Below are 24,953 nucleotides of genomic sequence, written 5' to 3'. Positions count from 1 at the left end.
TTCATACAAAAATAGGGAAGTGTGGATAGTGTAACTTACATCGGGTAGTGCAAGCAAGCTGGAACTCTATTAAATGAAAAAAAGATAGAGTGACAACTCCATTATAAAAAAGTACCCCACAGGATAGACTTTTTTCAATGTGTCTATTCTGTAGGGTACCGTTTATATTCTCACAAGGTTTCTTTACTATAAATGTTTGATACAATTTACCCTTTCGGTCTGACAAACAAAGCTGCGAGGAAAGAAAAGATAATCGCTGACGAAATACCAGCACTTGTTACGTTGAATATCCCTGTAATTACACCCAGCCAGCCGTCTTTTTCAAGTTCAATCAGGGCGCCATGAACAAGAGAGTTCCCAAAACTCGTGATGGGCACAGATGCGCCTGCACCCGCAAATTTTACAAGAGGATCATATATACCAAAAGCATCAGCGACTGCGCCAGCAACAACCAGTGTACTCATTGTATGTGCTGGAGTTAGTTTAAGTACGTCAAACATCAATTGACCGATGACACAGATCGCTCCGCCTACCAAAAAAGCCCATAGAAACTGCATTTAGTTAGCCTCCTCTCTCTCGATCGCGACTGCATGTGCAATACAAGGGATGGTTTCGCCTTGTTGGTATGATAAAGGGGATAATAGGGCGCCTGTCGCTACAACTAATACCTTATTAAGCTCCCCTCGCTCCATTCGTTTTAATATATGTCCATAAGTTACCGCCGCGGAACATCCGCATCCACTGCCTCCGGCAAAAACATACGTTTGTTTTTTTAGGTCGTAAATCATTAGCCCGCAATCATTAAATACAGTTTGCTCCATTTGAATTCCTTCCTTTTGAAGCAAATCCTTAGCAATAGGAAGTCCCACCGAAGCAAGATCACCGGTAACTATGAGATCATAGTAGCCTGGTTCGAGTCCTGTATCACGAAAATGAGCAATCATGGTATCTGCGGCTGAAGGGGCCATTGCTGCACCCATATTATAGGGATCCTTAATCCCGAGATCCATAACTCGTCCGATTGTTGCCCGTGCAACAATTGGACCTTTGCCCGTACTGCTGACAACTGCGCACCCAGAGCCTGTTACCGTATTTTGCGCGGTTGGCGGTTTTTGAGCCCCGTACTCTGTCGGAAAACGAAACTGTTTTTCCACTGTACAGTTATGGCTTGAAGTACCAGCAAGGACCTTATCTCCCCCGCCAGAGTCAACAATAAGCGCTGCAAGAGCTAAACTCTCCATTGATGTAGAACATGCCCCGAATAATCCTAAGTATGGAACCCCTAGTTGCCTTGCTGAAAAGGAGCTGCTGATAATTTGGTTCATTAAATCGCCGCCAACAAAAAACTGTAGATCATTTTTTGAAATACCGGCATTCGCAATAGCCATTTGAGCTGCGTGTTGGAAAAGCCTTCTTTCTGCTTTCTCCCATGTCTTCTCGCCAAGTTCCAAATTATCGTAAATATAATCAAAGTAGTCTTTTAAAGGACCTTCGCCTTCTTCTGGACCTACTACACTAGAGGCTCCAATAATTTTGGGTTTGTTCTCAAATTCCCAGCTCTGCTTTCCAACTCGCTTCATAGATGGTACCCTCCAAACCCGAGACAAGCGTAAATAACTCCGATAATAAAGGCAGCGACCACACCGAAGACGATAACCGATCCGGCCAGCTTAAACATGTTTGCACCCACACCTAAAACCAGTCCCTCGGACCGATGTTCAAGTGCAGCTGAACACATGGAATTGGCAAAACCGGTAACCGGCACAGCAGAACCTGCACCCGCAAATTGCGCCAATTTATCGTATACTCCAAAACAAGTCAAAATGACAGATGTCAAAATAAGAACTGCAACCGTAGGGCTAGCAGCATCCTTCTGTGTCATATCAAATCCGGTCATAAAAGCCTGCTGGATACATTGTCCAATCAGGCAAATGGTCCCTCCAACAAGAAATGCACGAATACAGTTTTTCAAAACAGGCCTTGAAGGCTCATGCTTTGATGCAATCTTTTTGTATTCCTTCGTATCGATCGAAAGCGAAGAAGATTTCGTGCTTGTTTCCGGAGATTTCTTTTGATCCGAAATAGCTGACACCCCCCTTATAACCCTAAGTAATTTCTCTCACACTTTCGTCGTGCCTGAGATATGTTCATTATGGGTTACACTCACCAATCTTATGTTTGGTAAATCATCCTTTTGGATGGATAATAAAGGGGGTATTAAAGCTAATTGTCATATCGCCGCTCTCCCGAGAATTTATGTGTCATTTATAGAAAAGAACAAAAATAGTTAAAATAATTAAAACGCCGAGCATAATTAATCCTTTTCTTACGTGAGGATCCATATCTCGTCCGCTCCCTTCATCAATTTGGCAGTCTTTCGATGAACTTTTGCATTCATTATTAGTCTATGCACTAGGCAGTTGTCTTGTGTGCAACACCGAATCTAAGTTATGAAGTATCATCCTAAGGACCCAAACAGGGGGAGATTGCAACATGGACAATCAGGATTTCCAAGTTCATAATAGAGGAATTGAACATTGGTACATAAATAATAGATGACAGGAGAGATGATGATGGAACAAAAAACAAAAGAACTATTTAAAACGCTAACCGAGTTCCCTTCAGCACCTGGTTTTGAAAGAGAACTTCGTGCCTATACGAAAAGTTTAATGTCGCAGTATACTAATGAGTTCGTTCAAGACCGTCTTGGCAGCTTATTTGGTGTATTACGCGGGAATGAAGAAGGACCGAAAGTTATGGTCGCTGGACATTTTGATGAAGTAGGATTTATGACTTCGGGTATTACCGAGACAGGTATGGTTACTTTCCGTCCAATCGGCGGATGGTGGAGCCAAGCTGTATTATCACAAAGGCTGCAGATCATTACACCGGATGGCCCGATTACAGGCGTTGTCGGCTCCACTCCTACTCATTTGTTGTCTGAAGCGCAGCGCAGCAAGCCTGTTGAGCTGAGTACCATGTATTTAGATATCGGTGCAGATAACCGTGCGGAAGCAGAATCCTGGGGAATTAAACCCGGTATGCAGATCGTGCCTATTTGTGAGTTCACACCTCTTAAGAACGAGAAAAAAATCATGGCAAAAGCGTGGGATAATCGTTACGGAGTCGGCCTCTCCATAGAACTGCTGGAAGCATTACATAAAGAAAAGCTCCCAAATATTTTGTATTCCGGTGCAACCGTTCAGGAAGAACTTGGGCTACGCGGAGCACGCACAGCAGCCAATCTTATTCAGCCGGATATCTTCTTTGCACTCGATTGCAGTGCAGCAAATGATATGACAGGAGATAAGAGTCAATTTGGTCACATCGGTAAAGGTGCGCTTCTACGGATTCTCGATCCGGGTATGCTTACCCATCGCGGTATGGTTGAGTACGTGCAGGATACTGCTGAAACGAATAAAATTAAATATCAATATTTTATTTCTCCAGGCGGTACCGATGCAGGGCAAGTTCATTTGAGCGGCATCGGTGTTCCATCTACGGTAATTGGAATCTGTGCGAGATATATCCATACATCCTCTTCGATTATTCACACCGATGATTATGATGCAGCCAAAGAGCTGATTATCAAGCTCGTTCGTGGTCTTGATCGTACGACGATGAATACCATAATTGAGAATTCCTAATCTGTCTGTATAAGCAACAAAAAAGGTGTCCTATTAAGCACAAAGCTTAAAAAGGCACCTTTTTTATGGATAAAATCCTTCCGAGGGAAAGATACTTATAAAAACAAGGGTGAAAAGGATAGCCAGGCAATAATAAATGTAACCCCGATAAAGAAAATTTCTACCCAAGCGCCTTGCCTCGAACCCGTACTCATCAGTTTAAATTTAATCTTCCACTTGAACGGCGGAAGCGGGCGAATCCCTCTGCTTGTTAAACTGTCAGCCAATAGGTGAAGGGTATACGACAATCCTCCGGCAATCCATACTGCATCTCCATAGGACTTGGTGGTCCCGTATAGTAAAAACGTCCACACGGCAATTGCATACAAAGTATGGGTCAGTCCCCTATGGGGAACTAGGGTGGCCAAGATCAAAAGACTGCCAACAAGCAAATTCCACGGATGTAATGAGTGACCATACACGATGAGCCCAAGTCCAATAAAGAACATAATCCACTGCCTTAGCGACCTGGAAGGCATAAAAGAAACCGTGGCAATGAGGGCAGCAAGGATCCAGTTCCAGGGTGAACGAGCCATCCCATAAATACCAACAGCCAACGCCAGAATAATTAACGCAATCTGAACAATTCTAAGCAGCCAATTGGGAATTACACGTGTCACAAGTAGTGAGTTCGGTTCATCTATATCCGGCAATATGGAGCTTACGAGAGCAACAGCCACTGCAGGAACCGTGATTGGTATACCACCCAGCTCTAAAAGGGATAAAGATATCCCTGTTCCAACGATAATATGGGTTCTACCCATCATGGCAATAATACTTCCCTTCTGTAATATGTATAATTCTGAGGTGTCCGGCGCTAAGAAAGCTGCATTCCATCTGAAATATCTTGACCATTATAGCACGTACGTTCGTATAGGTATACCCAAATTTAACCCTACATGCTCCTCCTTGAACTTTCTTTCCTATCCCAGTTATTGGATTTCACCTCAACAAAAAACTCCCATTGAATTTATTCTGAATATGTCATCCAAAATAAATTCAAGAGAGTATTTTATATTACATTCTAAATTATTGAAACTCTAACGGTTAAGCAAATATTTAGTTTTAATGGCATCATACTCGGTTTTGGTTATCGGAATAACCGTCCCATGGCGAGGACTATTTGGTAAATCATACTGTGGAGAAATGTTCCATACTCCAGAGTCCAGATCCGTCGTTTCAAGCGGCACATACCCTCTGCCACCAAATTCGTCGACGAACAAATACCATTTTTCTTCCGTATTGGATTTGAAAACAGTTGGTCCTTCGACTCCTTTAATGCTGCCGACACCTTCTTTAATCATTTGATAATCAGGATCGAATACGGAATCCATTGACTCCTGAAAAATCATTTTACCGTAAGGGGATAGAGGCTGGTTATCTCTTTCATCTTTTGTAAATCTATAAATCTTACCTTTATGAGAAATCATTGTCGTATCGATAATGGAATATCCGAAATCTATATATTCCTGTGCTTCCGTAAAGACACGAAAATCTCGAGTTTTGCTGTACATGATTTTTTGATGAGCATCCCCGGTATGGGTTTCATCGGCAAACAATTTGGAAGCCCAAAATACAATATATTCACCTGTAGTCTCATCGTAAAAAACTTCAGGTGCCCAGGTGTTACCCGCTTCTTTAGGTGAAATCTCTACCATTCTTGGCTCCGACCACTTCACAAGATCGTTCGATTCCCATACCACAATGGAGCGACTCCCCTGTCTTTGGGCTCGGTCCCAGTTCCAGTCACCGTTTATTTTTAAATCGGTAGCTATCATATAGAATCTGTCGCCTTCAGGAGAGCGGATCATAAAAGGATCCCTTACTCCTTTTTCACCCATTGTAGATAGAAGTACCGGCTTCCCGCCATTCAACTCTTTCCAGTGCAGCGGGTCGTTTCCTTCACTAAGTGCAAAATAAACTTGCTCTCCTTCCGGTGTTCCTTCTCCCGTAAAGTAAGAGAAAAGATAACCGGCGTAATCTTCTTGGACAGGTTGCGCTATTACCACCGCGTTGAACACTTTCACTGCAGTGACGCCATTTTTGGAGATCGTTGCTGTGAGTGCTACCGATACATCTCCGTTCCCATACTTAGGGCGCATCACTTCTCCCGACTCTGTAATCACTTTAGGATTACCCGATTTCCAAATGATCTTCGTTCCATTGTCTCCTATGACAGGCAAATTCAAGTGACCCTTTACGTTATTAATATTGTATACTTGGAGCGCTTCTTTAGCCCGTTGAACCGCTTCTTCATCACTTCCGCTATTTCCATTCTCAGCATTCATTTTCTTCGTCACTTCACTTTCCATGTCATCGTTTGCTTCGACTGTACCCTCTGCCCCTCCGCCCGTCAGGGTAACGACAGACTTCGCAGGAATTGTGGCTTCAAAGGAATGATCTTCTAACGTAGGAACGTCCTCTCCCCTAGCAAGATCATGGCTATCTGAAGTAATGTAGGATTCCATCATGGCGATCGAGTGATTTTTATCCACGCCTTCAAGAGAAATCCGAATGCGCTTATCCTCTTCACTATCATTAATAAAAACAGCTGTAACCGTCTGTTCACCCGCATGAATGTAAGCCGAACCCAGCAAACCGCTACGGGAATGCTCATCCAGGCCCGAAAGCGAGATACGTTCTGCACCTGGGCGTAAAAATTTGCTGTAATTACCGAGAGTCCACATGATTTTAGAAGTTAAAATATTTTGCTCGTCGCCTTCTTTATTAAAATCGGTATAGATCAGTCCATCTTTATAATCGACCTTGGAAACCGCCGTCCACCACTGCCATGCGGCTGCATTCGCCTTAGTTAAATCAAAGTGAATGGTTCGAGCTACATGCAAAGCCGGAGTCATGCCAAGGTCACGACCAGGACCGTAATCCCCGAGTATACAATATTCCGTGACCCAGTATTTTGCATCAGCATCATACTTTTTCATATTATCAACCAGTAACTCTCTAAGTTCACCCAACCGATCGTCACCTGGCTTACTGTAATCGGACCAATAGGAATGCGAAGCAATCTTATTTCCAATGGCTTCCTTAAGATCAGGGGCGCCGAGTAAATCCTTAATATATTCGCGGTATTTGCCTGTTCCAAGACTGTTGGCCCCGCCTGTATATTGCTCCCCACCTGCAAATCTTTGATAATATTCATCATCTAATAACGAGGTGATCTCCACACCGTCTGGTGCGCTGATTTGTACATCAAATCCGCTTTCCTTTATCTGCCGATACAATTCGAGAATGACACGTTTTAGATCATCATTGTTATAACGATTCCCTTCCTGATGTGCCTGATTCCAATCCCAGGTCGGCTCGTTAATAGGACTTATATATGTAAAGTCCAGACCTTCCTGTCTAAAATGGGCTAAAACATCAATTAAGTATGTTGCAAACTTATCCTCGTAGCCTTCTTTCAAATTCGTGGAGCCAACAGACATATCAGGCTGGGCGTGACCATTCTTTGTCATCCATACGGGAGGGCTGTTCACGAACGCGATCAGGGTATCCACCCCGCGCGCCTTGGCTGCCTGCAAAAACCACTGCTGCCCCTTTTGCTTGCTCCAATCGTAATCGTCATCCTCTGACATCTTGAACGCCTCAGCCTGCCGCCACGGATCAGGAATAATCGTCTGATCCGTTTCTGCCGAACCTGCGCCAATATTAAAACGCCAGGCCGATAGACCGATCCCTTTCTCTCTTGAAAAAAGTAAATCCGCTACGCGATTTTTATTTTCATCTGTCCAATGTTTCCCTATAGGGTCCATGGACCACGCGTCAGAAGCACCGAAATTATCAACCGTTTGATATCGTACCGATCCATCAATCGATACATAGGCGTCCAGAGGCACCGGCTGCTGTATGGGCTCCTCCGCCTCTTTCACCTTATTTGAATTATGAGAACTGCCGGACCCACCTGATGTAATTCCGAAATACAAACCGAGTACTGAAGAAACAGCGACAAGTGTGATGACTATCGTTTTCTTTTTCATCCGCATCTCCTAACCTACTAATCCTGAACGTTCCACACTTTCTACAAAGTGTCTTTGCACGAACAGATATAAAATAATAAGGGGGAATATGGCCATCAAGACGCTGGTATTCATCATCATCGACATGAAAAACGGATCCTGAACGTAGGATGCCGTTGCTGCCTGTTCCCCTCCGCTAAGGTAAGTTGCAATTGCATATCCGGAAGATGACATCATCGACGACATAACCTTTGGTTCATTCAAATACATGTTTGTAAAGAAGGAATCGTTCCATTGCCATACGAACGAGAATAGCATGACCGTTACCATCGCAGGGACTGCATTGGGTAAAATAACTTTACTAAAAGTTTTAAAGTAGCCCGCTCCGTCGACGTAAGCGGCTTCTTCAATCTCCCGTGGAATCCCTTTGAAAAACTGGCGGAATATATAGACGTATAAGCCCGTCTTCACGCCCATGCCGAGAATTGCAGAAATAATAAATGGCCAGTAAGAGTTGATTAGATTAGCGGGTTTACCGCTAATCAGCTCAATTACTCCAAATAAATCAAAATTTTTGAAGTTTAGATAGAGCGGGATCATAATCGTATGAGATGGCACTAAAATTGTAAAAATTACTGCCCCAAATAAAAGACCGCTTCCCTTGAATTTCACTCTCGCAAAACCGTAACCAGCCAGCACGCAGGATATCGTCTGCAATAGCATAACTGCGGAAGAGAGAAATAACGTATTGAGTAGAACACGCGGATAGTTCATCGCTTCGAATACCAGTATGAAGTTCTCGAGTGTAAACTGCTTAGGCACCCAAATTACAGTGGGATCGTATAAATCGTCCATACTCTTAAACGAAATCGATAACTTCAATAGAATCGGATAGATGATGACAAACGAGATGCCAAAAATGAGTACAAATCGGACGAAGATCCATAACCATTTCTTTGTGAATTCAACCCAATAGTCAGGTGATGTTATACGTTGTATTCGCTCTTCTTTCGTCTGCCGCTTTTGCACTACGCTTTCCGTCTTCATGCAATCCCTCCTTCAAACCGCTAATCTTGGTAAAATACCTTTCGCGACACGATCAAAGTCGTGACCCACAGTACAAGTGCAATGACGGCAAAATACATCCATGCCATGGCAGCGCTAAGACCAAAATCGAAGTTTTTGAATGCCGTATCCACTACTAATCGGCTTGTATCATCACTGATAAAGCTATTGATTATCGTGTATACCAGATTGGTCAGAATCAATGGGCTGATCATGGGAAACGTAATTTTCCAAAAGGCCTCGTAGCCAGTAGATCCTTCAATCTTGGCGGCCTCGTATAAGGAGGGAGAGATTGACTGAAGCCCAGCTAGAAAAATCAAAATTTGAACACCTGATTGACTTACAATCTCATAAATTCGGCTGACAGCACCTGTCAAATACTCTACCAAAGTAACATTGATCCCTGATTCAACGAGCATGATAGTAAGCTCCAAATTTTTCATAAAAGATAAACTGCCTCCGGTCGTGTCGTTCGCGCTTCGAACGACCGACTGCATCAAATCACCGTTCTCGATGCTGGCAATAATGCCGGATGCGAGTATAACGGGAAGGAAGAAGATTGCTCGAGCAATCACCCGTCCTCTAAACTTCTGATTGAGAAGAACCGCAAAAAATAAACTGAATATAATAACGAGCGGTGTGTTAATCGCAATATTCATCACAGATTCCGTCAATACCCTGACATAAGATTCATGTGACAGCAGAGCCTCTCGATAGTTGGACAAGCCGATAAAATCCAGGCTAAATCCCTCATCCGTAACCTGTAGATTGCTTAAACTGTACCGGAATGAGGACAGCAGCGGAATCATAAACAGGAACAAGAAGCCTGCAAACCACGGAAGTATGAAATAAAGTCCGTAATATCTATTTTTTTGTTCTAGCGAAAGCTTCTTGAACCTCATCGCTGCGTTTCACCTCCAACCCAATAATCCTTTGCCCCCACTATTATTCCGTTCACGCTCGATTCCATATCGTTATAATTGACGATGATCGTTTTTCCTTTTTCAAACGTAGTTTGAAACACACCTTTGGCAAGCTCTCGATGATCGGTAATCGTTTGAGACTGTACATCATGGAGTACATCGTTAAGTTCGCGATACCTTTGTGCTGCTTCCTCGATCCATAGGCGGTAATCGGCGGAATACAAATGATCGAAATCTGTCATTTTTATCACCGACGAATCAGCAACAAACCATGTGTAATTCATAGCTGATCCCGTTTCGATTGCCTTCAAGAAGTTGTACGTTGAATCTTGATCATCCGCCATATTCCAGGCGGTTCCCGCATAATTTACATATCCGTGAAACACGAGTTGAAAGAAAGGAACGGACCCATCGGTAATGATAAAGTTACTGCTTGTCATCGGCGCTTCTACGATATGCTCCGCATAAGGAGCCGCGTAGGCATTCCCGCCCTCAAGCATAATTTCCTCGATCGAGCCACTAATTCGCTTCAACTGTTCGTCCATTATGCTTTTTGATTCTTCACGATCAATAACGTGGGAACGGTTAAAGTCGGAATTTAGCTTATTACCAAGATCACTCAGCGACAATCCGGTGAGCTGAAGCTTCTCGTAATCATCTATGAATCCGCTTACTACTTCGGGTATTGACTTCGGACTGAGTACATAACCAGGTTCAAGGTCGTCTTTTTCTTTGAAATCTGCATAACTGTAAGGAAAAACTTTCGCCAGCTTGCCTGTAATAAACCGGGAAGCCTGCGATTTTTTGAAACCTTCCGATTGCGGAGCTGCTTCAAGAAATGATGCTCCCGGGAACAGCGAGATACCATTCGCATCTGCATAAGTTTTTAGCTCTTTCAACCCTTTGCTTCCTCCAAGCTTCTTGTCGACAGTAATAGATTTCGCAAGATCATGGTTTATACCGCCGTTGAACCAACCTGTATAACGCAGCTTGATGTTGCCTATTCCCAAATCCAGCATTTGACCTAACACGGATTCAGCCTGATTAAAAGTCGTAAGCGACTCATAGGCGTTGTAGGGAATGCCTATGAAAAACTTCTTTTTAGGTATACCACCAATAAACTCAGCATAAAACGGAATGCTTTCTTCATCCGTCAGCCTAGTTAAACCTGCTTGTTTGATTAAATAATCACGGTAGTGCGCAGCCATACCGGAGTAACTGGCTTCCTCTGCCCCGAGAAAGCCGTAGCGCACGCTAATATCACCTTGAAAAGGCTCTGTTTGAAACTTCTTCACTGTACTAGAACGCCACCCATTCGTCAGTGTGACCTCTTCAAGTTTGCGCAGCGTAAAGCTAGGGGACACCGTGTTATAGACGTTCAGCCTTCCGCTTATGTCAGCCTCGACTGAAGCTACTGCATCTCCTTCTTCGATAATACCGACGATTGCCCTATCTACATATTTCATCCCGAATACAGGCAATCTCGCAGCTTTATCATTTTGTATTCGGATCTGCTGACTAATCGCTGAATCAGTTCCATATAGCTCTTTACGGAATGGGGCGGCATACGTTTTTTCATTATTGAAGCGGATCAATGAACCAGAACCATCTGGAACAAGTGTATAACCTTCATCCCCCAGTCCACTCGCGCCAAAGAATGGCAAAAGGGATAGGGTTTGAATTTTCAGCGATTCCGGATATTCGATACTGCCCGACTCAATCGTCACCTTCAAGTTCTCTCCATCAAGACGATAAAGGAGGGGGATCTTAACAGTGAGGTTGTCAGCAGCCGTCACGCCAAACGCAGCGTTATCAATCGCTTTCTGTTCCTCGTTATACCCAGCTTTTTCGAAAGCATCCGTCACCTTTTTTAATCCGACACCCTTGAGTGAGGAATCCCTTCTTTCGTATCTCTTCTCTTCCTCATTATGTTTAAAACGTTTTTCAACTTCTCTCTTTTCTCCCGCATCTTCAAGTTTATCTATAATGAGAGTTTGAAATCTTTCCTCGCTAATATATTTAGGGATCGCGTCGATATCGCTTTTAGCTTCTCCGAGCGTATAATCGATGTTCAAGCCGCCGTTTACCTTCTCTAAGACAAATTGTTCATTCTGAACACTATGTGTATAGTTATCATACTTTAATGAGTTTCCTGTATTATCCAAATAAGATATTTCGATCTGTACGTTCAGCTTTGCCTTGTTATATCCAGTTGCGAGCGAATCGTCCTCGCGATCTTGAGGATTGGAATACCAAATTGCTCCGCTGCGCTTATCTTTAACAGCGATTTCTGTCGTTAACGTGTTGACGTACAAAATCAAAAATTCATTCTCTGCCGCCATTTCCATATCGCTAGCTATACTCGCCGCTTTACCGGAGTCGACACTCGTAGCCGTACCCACGACAGTCTGTTCATCGGCCTGCGCAGATTCGGACACCGTCTCTGTCTTTAAATCAGATCCCGTCCCCGATATAGGTTTCGCGAAATTGGTGCCTTGGGATATTAGCAAACAGCCGATAATGACTGTAGTCAGGATAATCGCAAGTCTTCGCTTCACCGCCTGGCCCCCTTTCTCATGATCGCAATGAAAGTTCCTGATAAATCGTGTAAACAAACCCAACAAATTGTTGAATAAGATTGAAGAAAAGAAGCCCTAAAAAGATGATGACACCCATAACCACGACCGTTAAGAACATCGTCATGATCGTTTTGATAACCGTATATTGATGAACCGTCATTGTTCCGATAAACAATAACCACATAAACCAAAGCATAGCCACTGATTCCAGTAAATAATAGAACGGAGACTCCCGCAGTGAAATGACATTGCTAAGCAATAAATTAGGCAGATAGATAAGAATCAAAGGGATCATCGCGTAGCCAGTGACGATGACAATTTCTTTAAACTTTCCTTCCCCGTCCATCAGTGTGGTGAGCGACCAATTCGCGACGCACCAGAGCAGGAATGGAAGGACAATGTACTTCAACTCATCTATGCTGTTCAGATCAAGTGGGTAATTAAAGTTGACTACATAGCCGGCATATTGACGTTTCAGTATCATCATAACCGTCACGCATAACAAGATAGTAAGCGCGATTCTGAGCTTCCCTTTATTCTCGTATTTCAGATCCCAAAACCCATCAAAGGGATGAAAAGCAACGTGCAGCGTGTACTTAGCGTCCTTAAGAAACTGCATTCTGTTTCATGCCCCCTTTTCTTACCTTCAGAACTCGGCGCACGGCTATTGCGGCCCCTATGAGTGCGATCACCATCGTCATGTAGATCCCAAAATACTCCCGCATATATTCCCTGCGATATTTCGTTAATGCTTTAGAATAATATTCTCTGTCGTTTCCCAGCTTCAGATATTTCATAGCTTCCTTGTATTCTCCTTGACGCAGCATAGACTTCCCGATTCCGACATAAGCCATTTCAAAATTTGCGTCAAGCTTGAGCACCTGTTCCCATAGCTTCGCGGCATCATCGTGCTTCCCTATGCTGTATAATCCATTCGCTTCATTAACTAGGCTTCCGAATTTGGTCACGGTAAATTCCGTAATCATTCCTAGATCTTGATCCAAAACGAAGATACGATTATCGAAACTTTCAATTGCAATCGGTGTTTTGAATGTGCCGAGTTGATTCCCAAGTTGACCGACTACGTACAACAAATTGCCGTCCTCGTTGTAAGTGAAAACGCGTCCCCGAGTTGAATCAAGCGTGCGGTACACACCATTGCTGCTAACATCAATGTCGATGAAAGCCGATCTTTCTCTACTAAGATCACCTATCGGGCCTAGTTCCCCGTTTATACGAAGCACATCGATGCCTGACGGGTTCAGCCTTTTGACAGGAACTGCAGTTTGCTTATCCGCCGTAGTCGTATAAATAAATCCGTCTGCATCTAAATCCGTATTATTAAATTCAATCGGGACAAAGCGGATCATCTTTTCCCGCTGTTCTTTGGTGGATACTGTTTTCCAGAACAAATCGACTGGATCGAATTGCACTTTATTGGTACCTATAAAACCGGTAAAGCCGCCTTCATTATCAAACTCAATAATGCCGTCAAAGACACCTCTGGCAACGACGTAGATACGGCCGGCTTTATCGACAATAACTTTGCGCGGGAAGTATTCGAAATTGTCACTGAGCACCTCCGACTTCGGAGCACCAATTTCTCTGATAAACTTTCCGTTTTCGTCCAATACGACTACACGCCTATTTTCGGTATCCGCTACAAAAACATGACCTGCTGCGGTAACGAAAATGCCTTCCGGTTTATTAAAGCTGTTCTGCTTCCCATTATTATCGAAACCTTGGATTTGGTCGATCACCTTCCACTCCCTGTTAAGCACTACAATTCGCCCGTTACCGGAATCCAGAACGTACAGTTTACCGTCAGGCGCCGCAAACATATCACTCGGCGTTGTGAATGGTCCAATCCCTAACTCCTGGCCCGTTATCATCCTAGAAGGAAGATAAGCAATAGGCGATTTAACGTCCTCTTCCCAATACGAATAGGTATATCCCTCGTACGGCGATGCTTGAGCCGGCTTCGGACTTAGACCGAATATAATCATCGCTGCCGCTAGGATCAAAATCGATCGCTTCATTATCAAGCTATACGCCTCCATCGCTTTAGTCCTTCATTCCGGACGAAGCCATCGTGTGAATCACATTGCTTTGTGACAAAATAAACGTTACGATCGGCACCGTCATTATAATTACTGCAACTGCGGCTCCCACCCCTGCGCGGGCAATACCGCCTTGAACGATTTGCCCCATCGCATAGTGCATCGTCTTCAGTTGCTCGCTGTAAATAAAACTGCCTCCATCTGTTCCCCACAGCATTTGCATCATCAGAATAAGTAGTGTCAACCAAGCTGGCTTAACGAGCGGCATGACAATCCGCCAGAAAATACGGTATTCACTAGCGCCGTCAATCTTGGCTGCTTCGAGTAGTGCATCGGGTATTTGCTCCATGAACTGCTTCATCAAATACAAGCCAAGTGGATATGCGAACGCCGGAACAATAACAGCCTGATATGAATCAATCCATCCCAAGACAGACATGATCATATAGTTTGGAATAGCCGTTACATGCGGAGAAAACATCAATGAAAGAACAATAAGCGTAAACAGTACTTTATGACCACGGAATTTGATCTTAGCCAGCGGGTAAGCTGCCGCCGAAGCGAGCAGAATATGTCCTGCAGTACCTACCGCCGTAATAAAGAACGTATTGAAAATATATCTCGAAAATGGGACCCAAGAGCTTTTCATTACTTGAAACAAATCCAGAAAGTTATCGAGTGTCGCATTTCTCACAAACAGCGTAGGTGGGAATATGAACAACTCATCTAGCGGTTTAAATGCATTATTAATGACATAGATCAACGGTAACGCCATAAAAGCACCAAACAAACCAAGTAAAAGGAATAACAAGAGATCTACTTGCCAGGAGCGGTTCAATTTTTTTTCAAGACGTAGAGAGAGTTTCATCTAGCTATTCCCCCACCCTCTTCAGCAACTTTTGAATAATTAGGTTCGAGCCTAGCATCAGTATAAATAGTACGGTTGCAATGGCGGACGCATAACCCATTTCAAAACGAATCGTGCCATAATCGACCAAGTGGGTAACGACCGTATGAGCTCCATACTGCACGCTTGGAAAACCTGCTAAAGCCATTGCGACGTCCGCTACGGCAAGGGAAGCTGTAATCTGGATCACGGCACCGAACATCAATTGAGGCCGCATCGAAGGAAGTGTAATAAACCAAACCTCTTGCCAGCGGTTTTTGATTCCGTCTACCGCCCCCGCCTCGTACAGCGTCCGATCAACCGTCTGCAAGCCAGCAATAAATGCCAGAAAGCTGGTGCCGAGACTCAGCCATAATTGAACGATAATAATGATCGCGAGCATGTATTTGGTATCTTGAAGCCATAGAATCGGCTCATAGATCATCCCAATCTTCATCAGTAAACCATTCATAATGCCGTACGAATCACCTGAAAAAATAATTTGCCATATAAAAAATACGTTCCCTGATATTGAAGGTGCGAAAAAAACAAGCGTCATAAATGCCCTAACCTTCGGTTTAAGTTCATTAATAAGCCAGGCAAAGACGAAACAGGCGATATAGCTGACCGGTCCCGTAATAACAGCAAAGATCATCGTATTTTTAAGCCCAATCAGGAATACATCATCGTTCCATAACAGCTTGGAATAGTTCTCCCAGCCAACCCAGCTCGGAAACTCCAACATATTAAAACTCGTAAAACTAAAAAAGATAGATATAACGACCGGAAGCACGGTAAATAACAGGAACAACAAAACATAAGGAGCTAGCAGGACGTACGCATGCCGATCCCGTTTTATGTCCTTGACGAATAACTTCCACTTCTCTTGCAACCGGACAGGGCGACCATTCGGCTGCATCATCATCTCGGCAGCTATTTTCGTTTTTGGCAAAAGAGACCCTCCCTAGTCCTGACCATCCAACTTGAACTCGTTCCGTTTTTCCATGATTTCATAGTCGATTTCCTGTACATAGTCATAGAGGGCATCGGCCGTGTTTGTTCCATTGTTAATGACTTCACGAAGCGCATTGTCTAGATGCCTACCAGTGAAGTAACCGCCCGGCACTTCTGGCACCCCCTGCACCCATTGCCATTGCTCTTCCAAATTCTTATAATCACGAGCCGGCCAAGGCAGCTCCTTAATTGCTTCAATATTGGCTGTTGGATAACGTGCTGCGGCGCCCATCAGCCCTTCCATCTCTCTTCCGTAGCGTACCTGAGCGTCCTTGCTTACCCACCATTTCATGAACTCCCATGCCGCGTCCTTGTTCTTCGCTCCCTTGAGCATAATAGTTGATGTTCCGCTGCTAGCAACATCACGCCGAATTGTTCCATCCGATTGCTGCAAGCCAGGAACCGGAACAAATTCCCATAGACCTTTGATTTCGGGCGCGGATACGGTCAAATAGTTGTAAAAGGTGTAATCCTGAATCCCAATCGGCATTTCACCAGTACGAAACCGCATTGGAAAATCGAAAATCAAGGGAAGCTTGTAACTCGTATAGAAGTCGGTCCATTTTTTGAATGCGCTGAGACCAATCTCCGTATCCAGACCGCTTTTGGCACCGTCGTTGAGGTAGAAGGATCCGTCCATCTGATACAACATCATTGCAAAGGCACGGTTTGCCTCAAGCACAGGTACACCTGTCGATTGAGCAAGTGGAAGAGCAAAATCCATATGGTTCTTCTGCAAAACCGGGATCAGCGCATATACATCCTCCCACGTTTGCGGCGGGTCTAGATTTAGTTCCTCCAAAATATCTTTCCGGTAAAAGAGCATATTAAAGATTTGCTGCTCAGGTAGACCAAATACTTCACCTTCAAATTGATAAGGAACTGTTGCGCTTTCTCTGAACTGTTTTATAACCGTCTCGTAATCTGGGAATTTCGTTAAATCCTCCGCTGCATTCCGCATACCAAAATTGACCGGCACATCGTTTCCGACCTGCATACCTACGTCGGGCCCTTCCCCCGCGAGCGATGCACGAAGAAGTACATCCTGATTGACCAACTTCAGATTTACACTAATTCCGCTAAGCGGCGTAAACGTATCATCAATCATTGCTTTCAGCACTTGTGCCTGATCACGCCCCGTTCCGATCCATACCGTTATGGACTCTTCATCTTCGGCCGTGTTTCCGATCGTATTGTAATCTTCAAAGAAGGAAGTGAAAAAGGACGATACCTCGTGTACCATCTTTTTACCCAAAGAAGAATTTGCTTTAGGCAGCTTTTTGTCAGACGATGCAAGAATTAAGTAATCGATTTCAAGCGGCTGTTCTCTAACCTCGAGAAGCCAAGCACCGACGCTGCCTACATTGATTTTGAATTGATTAAGCCGCTTCTGAACCGTTTCTGGTTTAGCCGCCAAATCTGCCAGTTGATAAGCTGTTTTGTTCAAGACAGCAGTTTTATCGCTCTTTTCACCCGTTAGACGTACTAACTCTTCCGACACACCATATAAAATGTCGCTTTGTTTCTTAAACACTTCAACCATGTCGGGAATTTGCTTATTTAATTGATAATCTCGGTGAGGATCTGGTACATTACCGGTAATCATCAAGATTTTTCGATACATCGCATTAATTTCGAGGACACTTGCTTCTACTTGGCGAATCAAAGGTGCAACCGCACCTAAACTGACCTCAAACTTCAGCTCATGCTTACCCTTAGTCAAATAGAATAAATAGGGCTCTTCCTCGTTGCCGAGTACATTCATCTGCCAATCCGAGTCGTAATGAAACGGAATTTGCATCATTTCCTTAAAAGGGATTTCTCCATCAATCCATAGTGAGCGTGTAGAGTAAATTCCCCGAAGCAATTCTTGTCTGCTCTTAAGAGCAATTCGGTATAATCCATCCTCCGGTGCTTCAATTTCCCAGGAGATCCATTGGCCCGGTAATCGCCAATTATTTCCTCCAATTGTATTCATTCTGATCTTCGACACGTCGTAAGGTTCTGTAGACGGACTGGAACGATCGGGAATGGGATATAAAGTCGGAGAAGATTTGTAGGAAGCATTCTCACCCTGAACTTTAATCAAATGACCGCTTGTCTCTTTATAACCTTTAGTGTCATAGCCCGCCTTCACCTCTTCGTAAGCAGCAGGCATTTCATATTGGAACAATTTGATATAATCGATTGCCATCGGTTCTCTGGATGAGACGAGTGTCAACTTGTGTTTACCTGCTGAGAAATGGAACATATACGGTTCTTCGTAATATCCCTCTGTATCTCTAAGCAGCGATTCCTGCCACATCGGTAATTCGATTTGCCGCGGACGTAGCTCATTGCTCCTGTTATCTTTTGCGATTTGCTCGCTCTCGTTTTTCCATACCCGGTGAAAAGAAAGGTTTTTAGCACTGGAGAATGGAAGTACTCCGTCAATCAACAATTCCCTTTCGATTGCCGAGCTTTTTCCTTCTATCGGAAAATAACGAACGGCGATATGATATAAGCCCGATTTCGGTACATCAAGTTCCCAGCTAATGGAGCCGCTTTCCCCCGTCTTGACGAAATCACCCGCTAGTCCACCTAATTCGTTTACGATTTCAGGTTTCATTTCATTAGCATTTGTATAGTCCGCTCCTTGGATCACAATCTCGCCACTCGGCCGTTCTTCATTTTTGTACTGCTCCAAATATTGGTCGTAGCTGTTATCCAAAGTAGCTGTCAAAGAGTTCTGGTCGATGAGTGAATCGGCTTCTGTATTTGCTGCGGTTCCAGTACTAGACGCGCTAGACTGAGGTATAGGGAAAACCAATATCGAGATCAGCATAGTAATGAGAATCAGCCATGAGACGGTCATTCTGGAAAAGGCGATTTTCACCTAATATCCCCCTTTTGCAAACTAGCGGAATCTTATTTTGTCAGCCCGCCGGTCTTCTTAGCCAGAAAACCGGACAGGCTGCTTTTTTACATATAAGTCTACTCTTTCTTCTCTTCAATCTCGCCGCTCAGCACTTTGTCAGCAGCCGCTTGTGCGGGTCCAATTACTTGAGCAACACCCGTTGATGGCGTAATTTCACCTTTAACAAACTTGCCTGTCACGGAGTCGAGTTGATCTTTAACACCTAGGCCGCCGAAGCGTCCGCCAAATACTCGCTGTACCTTGCCTTCTTCATTCATCGCATTAGCGATCGAGGTTTCGTCCGGAAGCACATTTTCAAGCGAAAGTTGGCGGTTGGATTCCCAATTATCAAAATCCTGTAGTTCTTCCCAAATTTTCACGATAACTTCTGCATCCTTAACGCCTTTAGGAATGACATAAGAAGCGGTTTGTCCGATCGGATCTGAATAGGATGATGAGCTAGGTGATTTAGGAAAGTAGACGTAACCCCATTCATCTTGCATTTTATCTGTCAGACGTCCTTCGATTTCCCATATTCCGCCTGGATACATCGCAATCTTGCCTTCCGCGAAATATTTTGCTGGATCTTCCCAGTCATTTCCTTCATTTTCTTTAATAACTTTGTGAGTGTTGTACAGATCGTATTCGAAGTTAAGAGCTTCTATTGCTTGCGGAGAGTCAAATACTACTTTCTTGGTGGTTTCATCGAAGATACGTCCGCCGTTACTTGCGATCAACAATTCTGAGATAACATAATGGGCTCCAGCCAGACCATGTTGGTCCACTTTACCATCACCATTATTGTCTACCGTCAGTTTCTTCGCAGCATCCAGCATTGTCGTCCAGTTCCAGTTATCCTTATCCATCAATTGTTGAGGATCTTCCAAACCAGCTTCCTTGAAGATGCGTTTATTGTAGAACATGCCCGAGTCATTCGGGTTGTACCAGCTTTCAAGTCCGTATACATGCTCGCCGCCAAAACGCATCGAATCGATTACGTCTTGAGCAACACGCGTATCTTTCAGGTAATCTTCCAATGGCATTAAGAACCCGCCGTTCATCAGTCCCCAGATGAATCCGTCAGGCAGACGAACGATTTCTGCAAATGGATCGTTAGCCATAACAGAAGACGACAGTTTCTCAGAAGTCGACCAATATTCCGTGTTTAGGTATTTAATTTTGACGTTGTATTTCTCTTCTACCTTTTTAATTCTTTCCCGGGCCAGTTCATCCGCTTCCGAATCTCCTGCTGGTGTTGCATCCCACCAATGCGAAATGCGAATCTCTCTGCCTCCCAAATCTGGGGCAGCCGGCTCAGGCTCTTCGGCTGGCTGCGTTACGACTGGAGCCTCGGGTTCCGGAGTCTGAACTTCTGGTGTATCCCCCCCGTTGTTGCCGCTGCATGCAGTCATAATCATCAACACGGCTAATAAAAAAACAATCAACATCGGTTTCAACTGTTTCACGTTAAACCCACTCCCCTTAATGGATGATTAGACGAATGCAAACAAGACGGTTCGGTTAAAAAATCACTTCGATCCTCCCCCCAAAAACAGTACATCTTTCGCGTTATTAAATTATGTAAGGGTTTTCATGAAACCCATTTCATTATATCCTTATTACATTATTTGGTCAATATTACAATTTGTTTCTTTCCACTGTGACTCCTCAAAGTACATTTCAACATTTTAGTCCGTTCACCAGAATAATAATTATTCAAGTGAATCAATTTCATAATACCTTTAGTTGCTTTAATCAGGGGTATATATAGATCAAAATTGTTCTATTTGTCTATATATAGTTACAAATTTATCGTTTTAATGAGTTATGAAATTGATTTAAGTAAGGGAATATTTCAGCACGCTAAAAAGCAGCAACCTAAAATTTCGGATGCTGCTCTTATAAAATGAATTTCACTTTAATGAGTGCTGTAGAAGAATTATCGACTCCGATGTCCCGAGCTTTGCCGAATAATAAGCTGCGGCTCGAGCGAGGTAAGCTTCTTCACTTTTTCATTGTTCATCATCGCTTTAAGCACTTTAACTGCCGTTCTGCCCAGCTCATGTGCCTGCTGGGAAACGGTAGTTAGCTCCGGTATAAAATGATGAGCCAACGGAATATCATCAAATCCAACAATAGACATGTCATCTGGAATCGACAAACCCGCCTCTATTGCTGCCTTAATTGCTCCAATCGCCGTATAATCGTTGACACAGAATACGGCAGTCGGTCTCTCCTCCATCGCCAAGAGCTTCAGCATTTGCCGCTTACCCGAATCAATCGAAAAACTGTCGGGCAGTAACCATTCCTCCCGAACATCGAGTCCCTCATCTTTCATCGTCTTTCGGAATGTCCGCAACTTGATGGAAGTTGTCGTCATATGGCTTTCTCCTCCGATAAAGCCGATTTCTCTATGCCCAAGTAGAGTCAAGTGCCGAACCGCAAGAGCAGTGCCTGCCGACTCGTCCGTGACTACCCTAACCAAGTCGGTTTTGCGTAAATCTCCATTGACTAATACAGTCGGAATGACGCTTGCACACTGCACGAGCTCCTGTACTAGATGCTCTTCACAGTGTTTTAAATTGATCCTTCCTCCTAAGAATATAATACCGTCCACACGCTTCTCTCGCAGAATACTGAGATATTGCGATTCTTTAGCATAATCGCCGATTGTATTACTAAGCAAGAATGTATGTCCCGACTGCTGCGCCTCTTCTTCCGCTCCGGCGAATACTTCAGTGAAAAAGGGATTTGTCAGATCCGGAACAATTACGCCAATAATTCCCGTTTCATTTGTAAGCAGGCTTCTAGCCATCGCATTAGGCTGGAAATTGTGTTTTTGAATGACTTCTTCAATCTTGGCACGGGTAGATCTCTTTACTGGCGCAGTATCGTTTAATACCCGGGATACAGTTGAAACCGATACATTTGCTTCTTTTGCAATATCATATATGGTGACCTGTCTCAAGCCTAACGCTTCCTTCCTGATTTCACGATTAGCCCATTATAAATCCTCTCTGAATTGCAATTAAATTAACGTTTGCCAGCTTTGATTCGATTGCACATCATATAAGAGCCGTACTGAATCTGGTCGTCTGCCCTCTTCATCAAACAAGATTAACTCATTGCCCGTCTGCTTCAGCCACGCCATTGGAACTTTGTAATCCTCTTGAGGCCCGATTTGCCAATAGCGTCCAAGGTTTTTGCCGTTCAGAAGTATATAACCTTTGCTCATTCCCGTCATTCGGAGCTTCAGCTTAGGATTCAAATTATCTGGAATTGCTGGAAGATCGAATGTGCTGCGATTCCAGGTAGGACTCATTTTACTGTTGACTGAATCTTCCTCAAACTCCACTGTGTCTTCCATTATGACTGACGACCAATTTGTTAATTCCCGTGACCTGTTATACGTCAGCAATTCCAGCCGATTCACAGGTGTTTTGGATACTGGCATTTCAATCGTGTTGGTGCCGCTGACGATATAGGCGGAAATGTCGACAGCGTGATAGGCAAACCAATTTTGATAATCTTCCATAAGAACCTCCTTGCCGTTAATTTGAAGTCCGCTGTTTAACGCACCAACCAGTATCGCTTGGTCATTCACCATCAGCTCAAACGTTCGGGTTAACGCAGAAGTAAATGTTCCGGTATGTACCTCATCCAGATGGACAACCTCTTCGCCACTATACCAGTCTCTTCGAAGTTCAACGGCCGAGCCCTCCATATAAACGGAACCGAATATCCCCTTTTCTTCACCCAAGAAAGGGGAAAAATTGAGACTACCCATATGCTGTACGAGAAGTTGCAGCTTGTTGTGGCCTTTCGACAGTCGGACTGCAGCAGATGCCGCGCCGACCTGGCGAATCATCGCTTGTTCTTGTCCATTAACAAACAGGCGCGCAGAGTCCTGTATGGCTGAGAAAATAAGAGTGCTTTCTTGATCCTGATCACACTCCACATCATTGCTATATATGAGATAACCAAATTCAAGACCCAGTTCCGCAAATCCGCGAGGACGTTCAGTAAGCTCGCCTGATGTAAGCGAAAGAAGATTTGTGGTTTTCCGTTTCCATTCCGAAAAGCTTGGCGGTACTAGCGGTTTGATCGCATGGCCGGAGTAGCTTGTCATTCTGTCCGCATGATCCTGTACATCGTCTCTTTTACGACCCCATTCCCCTAAAAGAAACGGTTCACAATCGGATCCGCCGATTACTCCGATAGTGTTGCCACCAGCCTCAAAGTCGATGTCCGTCCAGCCGATTGCCCAGCGAATTTCGTCCCCTTGGATCCTCCAGGCTCTATCCGACATAAAACTATTTAACATGATGACTTCAACTAGCTGCCCGCCAGCCATCAGCCGAATCCGCTGAGGTGTCTGGAAATGAAATACGTCCAAATGTAGTGCTCGGCCATCCTTACTACTTTCATATGGGATATTTCCTACGTTATCGTAATGAAGGTCCTGATCTGCTTCGAATACGATATGTGTACGTCCTCCGTCTTCTCCCGCTAAGATCACAGTTTGGATTTCACCAATCCGGTCGTTTCCGATCACGAACCCGCTGCTTGTGAGCTTTAGACCTGGACAAATTTCAATCCGGTCAAGTATCGGAACGATTTGCCCCGGTCTGATCGATACCTGAAGCGTTCGGCCGTTTTCGAGCGTTATCGGAAAGATTCCCTTCTCCTGCTTGATACTCTCGGCAAACCAAAGCTTTTGTCCGTTCCACTGTCTACCCTGGAGTTGGATGCCTTCCTCACAACGTGCCTCCCCGTTATCAATCGGCTCTGATTCTAGTAAGATTTCTCCAAGTGCCTGCGTGAACAAAGACATCTTTTTGGCCGTTCTATATTTGTCTGTAATTCTTCCGTATTCTGATAAAGGAGCATCGTAATCATAGGAGGTCACCATAAAAATATCGCTGCTTCCTACAGTACGCCCTCCATATCCCCCGAAATTGGTGCCGCCAAAAAACATATAATGACTGATTCCGTCAAAACCTGCACGAATCGCCTCCATGATTCGCTTTTCGTATAAATCGGGCGTTTTTTGCGTAGCCGCTGGCGCTCCCCAATGCTCAAACCACCCCGTCCAAAATTCGGTTACCAGCTTCGGGACATCTGGCTGCTTACGCATTAACTTCTCATAATGTCCGTCTGCACCTGACCAAAAGTTCGCCCCTTCAATCGTCCCTTCCGCGCCTCCCTCACAGGTGATCAACGGTACCTCAATTCCCCGCTCCAGCAAAGCATCACGAAGACCATTCATGTAAGATATGCCGGACGCGTCTTCAGCCAGATATCCATATTCATTCTCTACCTGTACAAGAATAACGGAACCGCCTTTCGTCAATTGACGAGACCGAATAACGGGAACAAGCTGATCCAAGTAACGATAAACGTAATGGAGATACGCTTCATTATCTGTTCGGAACTGAATGTTTTCTTTTGTCTTCAGCCAGTAGGGAAAACCACCAAAATCCCATTCCGCACATATGAACGGACCCGGACGCGCAATAACCCACAATCCAAGTTCAGAGCATAAATCAAGGAAAGCCCCACAATCGTTATCGCCGCTAAAGTCCCATTTCCCTTCTTCTTGTTCGTGTACATTCCATGCAAAATAAGTATCAACGCAATTCATTCCTGCAAGCTTCGCCTTAACAAGTACTTCCCGCCATTCTTGCCTCGGCATCCGAAAATAATGAATTGAAGCGATGTTCAGAAATACTCTCTTGCCCCCAATGATAAAACTTTTCGCATCATATTGAAGCTGTATTTGTTGCTGCGGTTGATTACTTGATAATGTTTGTAATCCAGAGTCCTCTATCCTATTAGTCATAAATTCCTTACCTTCCTCTCTGAAC

General features: G+C 44.2%; 17 protein-coding genes. 1 reads left to right on the top strand and 16 read right to left on the bottom strand.

The annotated features are described in order from the left end of the window. Positions 1-206 precede the first annotated feature (206 nt). The 3 genes from spoVAE to spoVAC are packed head-to-tail and all read right to left on the bottom strand — an operon-like array spanning position 207 to position 2,092. Entirely contained in the window at positions 207-557 is a 351-nt protein-coding gene (gene spoVAE / locus GQY27_RS11925) for a stage V sporulation protein AE (RefSeq protein WP_160034600.1), read from the bottom strand. Continuing rightward, positions 558-1,580 (bottom strand): stage V sporulation protein AD, encoded by a 1,023-nt coding sequence (gene spoVAD, locus GQY27_RS11920; protein WP_160034599.1) that lies wholly within the window; start codon positions 1,578-1,580, stop codon positions 558-560. It abuts the gene before it with no gap. Beyond that, positions 1,577-2,092, bottom strand: coding sequence for a stage V sporulation protein AC (gene spoVAC, locus GQY27_RS11915; protein ID WP_160034598.1), 516 nt, complete (start codon positions 2,090-2,092; stop codon positions 1,577-1,579). The genes spoVAD and spoVAC overlap by 4 nt, the downstream gene beginning before the upstream one ends. Before the next feature lie 481 nt (positions 2,093-2,573). On the opposite strand from spoVAC, the gene GQY27_RS11910 reads away from it, so the two are divergent. Continuing rightward, entirely contained in the window at positions 2,574-3,647 is a 1,074-nt protein-coding gene (locus GQY27_RS11910) for a M42 family metallopeptidase (RefSeq protein ID WP_160034597.1), read from the top strand. 95 nt (positions 3,648-3,742) lie between these two features. On the opposite strand, the gene GQY27_RS11905 is transcribed toward GQY27_RS11910, so the two are convergent. The 13 genes from GQY27_RS11905 to GQY27_RS11845 form a co-directional block, all read right to left on the bottom strand. Next, complete coding sequence (locus tag GQY27_RS11905) at positions 3,743-4,453, bottom strand: metal-dependent hydrolase (protein ID WP_160034596.1); 711 nt, start codon at positions 4,451-4,453, stop codon at positions 3,743-3,745. A 273-nt stretch (positions 4,454-4,726) separates the two neighbouring features. Continuing rightward, on the bottom strand, positions 4,727-7,684 hold the full coding sequence (locus GQY27_RS21740) for a glycoside hydrolase (RefSeq protein WP_236570569.1): 2,958 nt from the start codon (positions 7,682-7,684) through the stop codon (positions 4,727-4,729). A 9-nt stretch (positions 7,685-7,693) separates the two neighbouring features. Further along, entirely contained in the window at positions 7,694-8,710 is a 1,017-nt protein-coding gene (locus GQY27_RS11895; RefSeq protein WP_160034594.1) for a carbohydrate ABC transporter permease, read from the bottom strand. 20 nt (positions 8,711-8,730) lie between these two features. After that, positions 8,731-9,630: a carbohydrate ABC transporter permease gene (locus GQY27_RS11890; RefSeq protein WP_160034592.1), complete on the bottom strand. Its 900-nt coding sequence runs from the start codon at positions 9,628-9,630 to the stop codon at positions 8,731-8,733. Next, positions 9,627-12,209, bottom strand: coding sequence for a DUF5696 domain-containing protein (locus GQY27_RS11885; RefSeq protein ID WP_160034590.1), 2,583 nt, complete (start codon positions 12,207-12,209; stop codon positions 9,627-9,629). Before GQY27_RS11885 ends, GQY27_RS11890 begins: the two co-directional genes overlap by 4 nt. A gap of 16 nt (positions 12,210-12,225) precedes the next feature. Continuing rightward, positions 12,226-12,849, bottom strand: a complete 624-nt coding sequence (locus GQY27_RS11880) for a Yip1 family protein (RefSeq protein WP_160034588.1) — start codon at positions 12,847-12,849, stop codon at positions 12,226-12,228. Further along, positions 12,836-14,269, bottom strand: coding sequence for a gluconolactonase (locus GQY27_RS11875; protein ID WP_236570575.1), 1,434 nt, complete (start codon positions 14,267-14,269; stop codon positions 12,836-12,838). Before GQY27_RS11875 ends, GQY27_RS11880 begins: the two co-directional genes overlap by 14 nt. Before the next feature lie 25 nt (positions 14,270-14,294). Then, complete coding sequence (locus tag GQY27_RS11870) at positions 14,295-15,158, bottom strand: carbohydrate ABC transporter permease (RefSeq protein ID WP_160034584.1); 864 nt, start codon at positions 15,156-15,158, stop codon at positions 14,295-14,297. A 4-nt stretch (positions 15,159-15,162) separates the two neighbouring features. After that, positions 15,163-16,101 carry a carbohydrate ABC transporter permease gene (locus GQY27_RS11865; protein ID WP_160034643.1) on the bottom strand — a complete coding sequence of 313 codons (939 nt, stop codon included), beginning with the start codon at positions 16,099-16,101 and terminating at the stop codon, positions 15,163-15,165. 39 nt (positions 16,102-16,140) lie between these two features. After that, entirely contained in the window at positions 16,141-19,065 is a 2,925-nt protein-coding gene (locus GQY27_RS11860) for an extracellular solute-binding protein (RefSeq protein WP_236570568.1), read from the bottom strand. A gap of 98 nt (positions 19,066-19,163) precedes the next feature. Next, on the bottom strand, positions 19,164-20,552 hold the full coding sequence (locus GQY27_RS11855; protein WP_160034582.1) for an extracellular solute-binding protein: 1,389 nt from the start codon (positions 20,550-20,552) through the stop codon (positions 19,164-19,166). A gap of 473 nt (positions 20,553-21,025) precedes the next feature. After that, the gene (locus GQY27_RS11850; protein WP_160034580.1) at positions 21,026-22,054 is read right to left on the bottom strand and encodes a LacI family DNA-binding transcriptional regulator; all 1,029 of its coding nucleotides are present in this window, start codon (positions 22,052-22,054) and stop codon (positions 21,026-21,028) included. 60 nt (positions 22,055-22,114) lie between these two features. Continuing rightward, entirely contained in the window at positions 22,115-24,928 is a 2,814-nt protein-coding gene (locus GQY27_RS11845; RefSeq protein ID WP_160034578.1) for a beta-galactosidase, read from the bottom strand. Positions 24,929-24,953 lie beyond the last annotated feature (25 nt).

Origin of the sequence: Paenibacillus sp. An7 (genome assembly GCF_009870785.1) — a bacterium.
In the GTDB taxonomy this organism is placed as follows: Bacteria; Bacillota; Bacilli; order Paenibacillales; family Paenibacillaceae; genus Paenibacillus.
The sequence above is the reverse complement of the archived record's forward strand: the minus strand, read 5'-3'. Positions and strand labels throughout refer to the sequence as shown.

Excerpts from the sequence above, each read along its gene's own strand:
- spoVAE (WP_160034600.1), bottom strand. The coding sequence starts at position 557 with ATGCAGTTTCTATGGGCTTTTTTGGTAGGCGGAGCGATCTGTGTCATC.
- spoVAD (WP_160034599.1), bottom strand. The coding sequence starts at position 1,580 with ATGAAGCGAGTTGGAAAGCAGAGCTGGGAATTTGAGAACAAACCCAAA.
- GQY27_RS11910 (WP_160034597.1), top strand. The coding sequence starts at position 2,574 with ATGGAACAAAAAACAAAAGAACTATTTAAAACGCTAACCGAGTTCCCT.
- GQY27_RS11905 (WP_160034596.1), bottom strand. The coding sequence starts at position 4,453 with ATGATGGGTAGAACCCATATTATCGTTGGAACAGGGATATCTTTATCC.
- GQY27_RS21740 (WP_236570569.1), bottom strand. The coding sequence starts at position 7,684 with ATGAAAAAGAAAACGATAGTCATCACACTTGTCGCTGTTTCTTCAGTA.
- GQY27_RS11895 (WP_160034594.1), bottom strand. The coding sequence starts at position 8,710 with ATGAAGACGGAAAGCGTAGTGCAAAAGCGGCAGACGAAAGAAGAGCGA.
- GQY27_RS11890 (WP_160034592.1), bottom strand. The coding sequence starts at position 9,630 with ATGAGGTTCAAGAAGCTTTCGCTAGAACAAAAAAATAGATATTACGGA.
- GQY27_RS11880 (WP_160034588.1), bottom strand. The coding sequence starts at position 12,849 with ATGCAGTTTCTTAAGGACGCTAAGTACACGCTGCACGTTGCTTTTCAT.
- GQY27_RS11875 (WP_236570575.1), bottom strand. The coding sequence starts at position 14,269 with ATGAAGCGATCGATTTTGATCCTAGCGGCAGCGATGATTATATTCGGT.
- GQY27_RS11870 (WP_160034584.1), bottom strand. The coding sequence starts at position 15,158 with ATGAAACTCTCTCTACGTCTTGAAAAAAAATTGAACCGCTCCTGGCAA.
- GQY27_RS11865 (WP_160034643.1), bottom strand. The coding sequence starts at position 16,101 with ATGATGATGCAGCCGAATGGTCGCCCTGTCCGGTTGCAAGAGAAGTGG.
- GQY27_RS11845 (WP_160034578.1), bottom strand. The coding sequence starts at position 24,928 with ATGACTAATAGGATAGAGGACTCTGGATTACAAACATTATCAAGTAAT.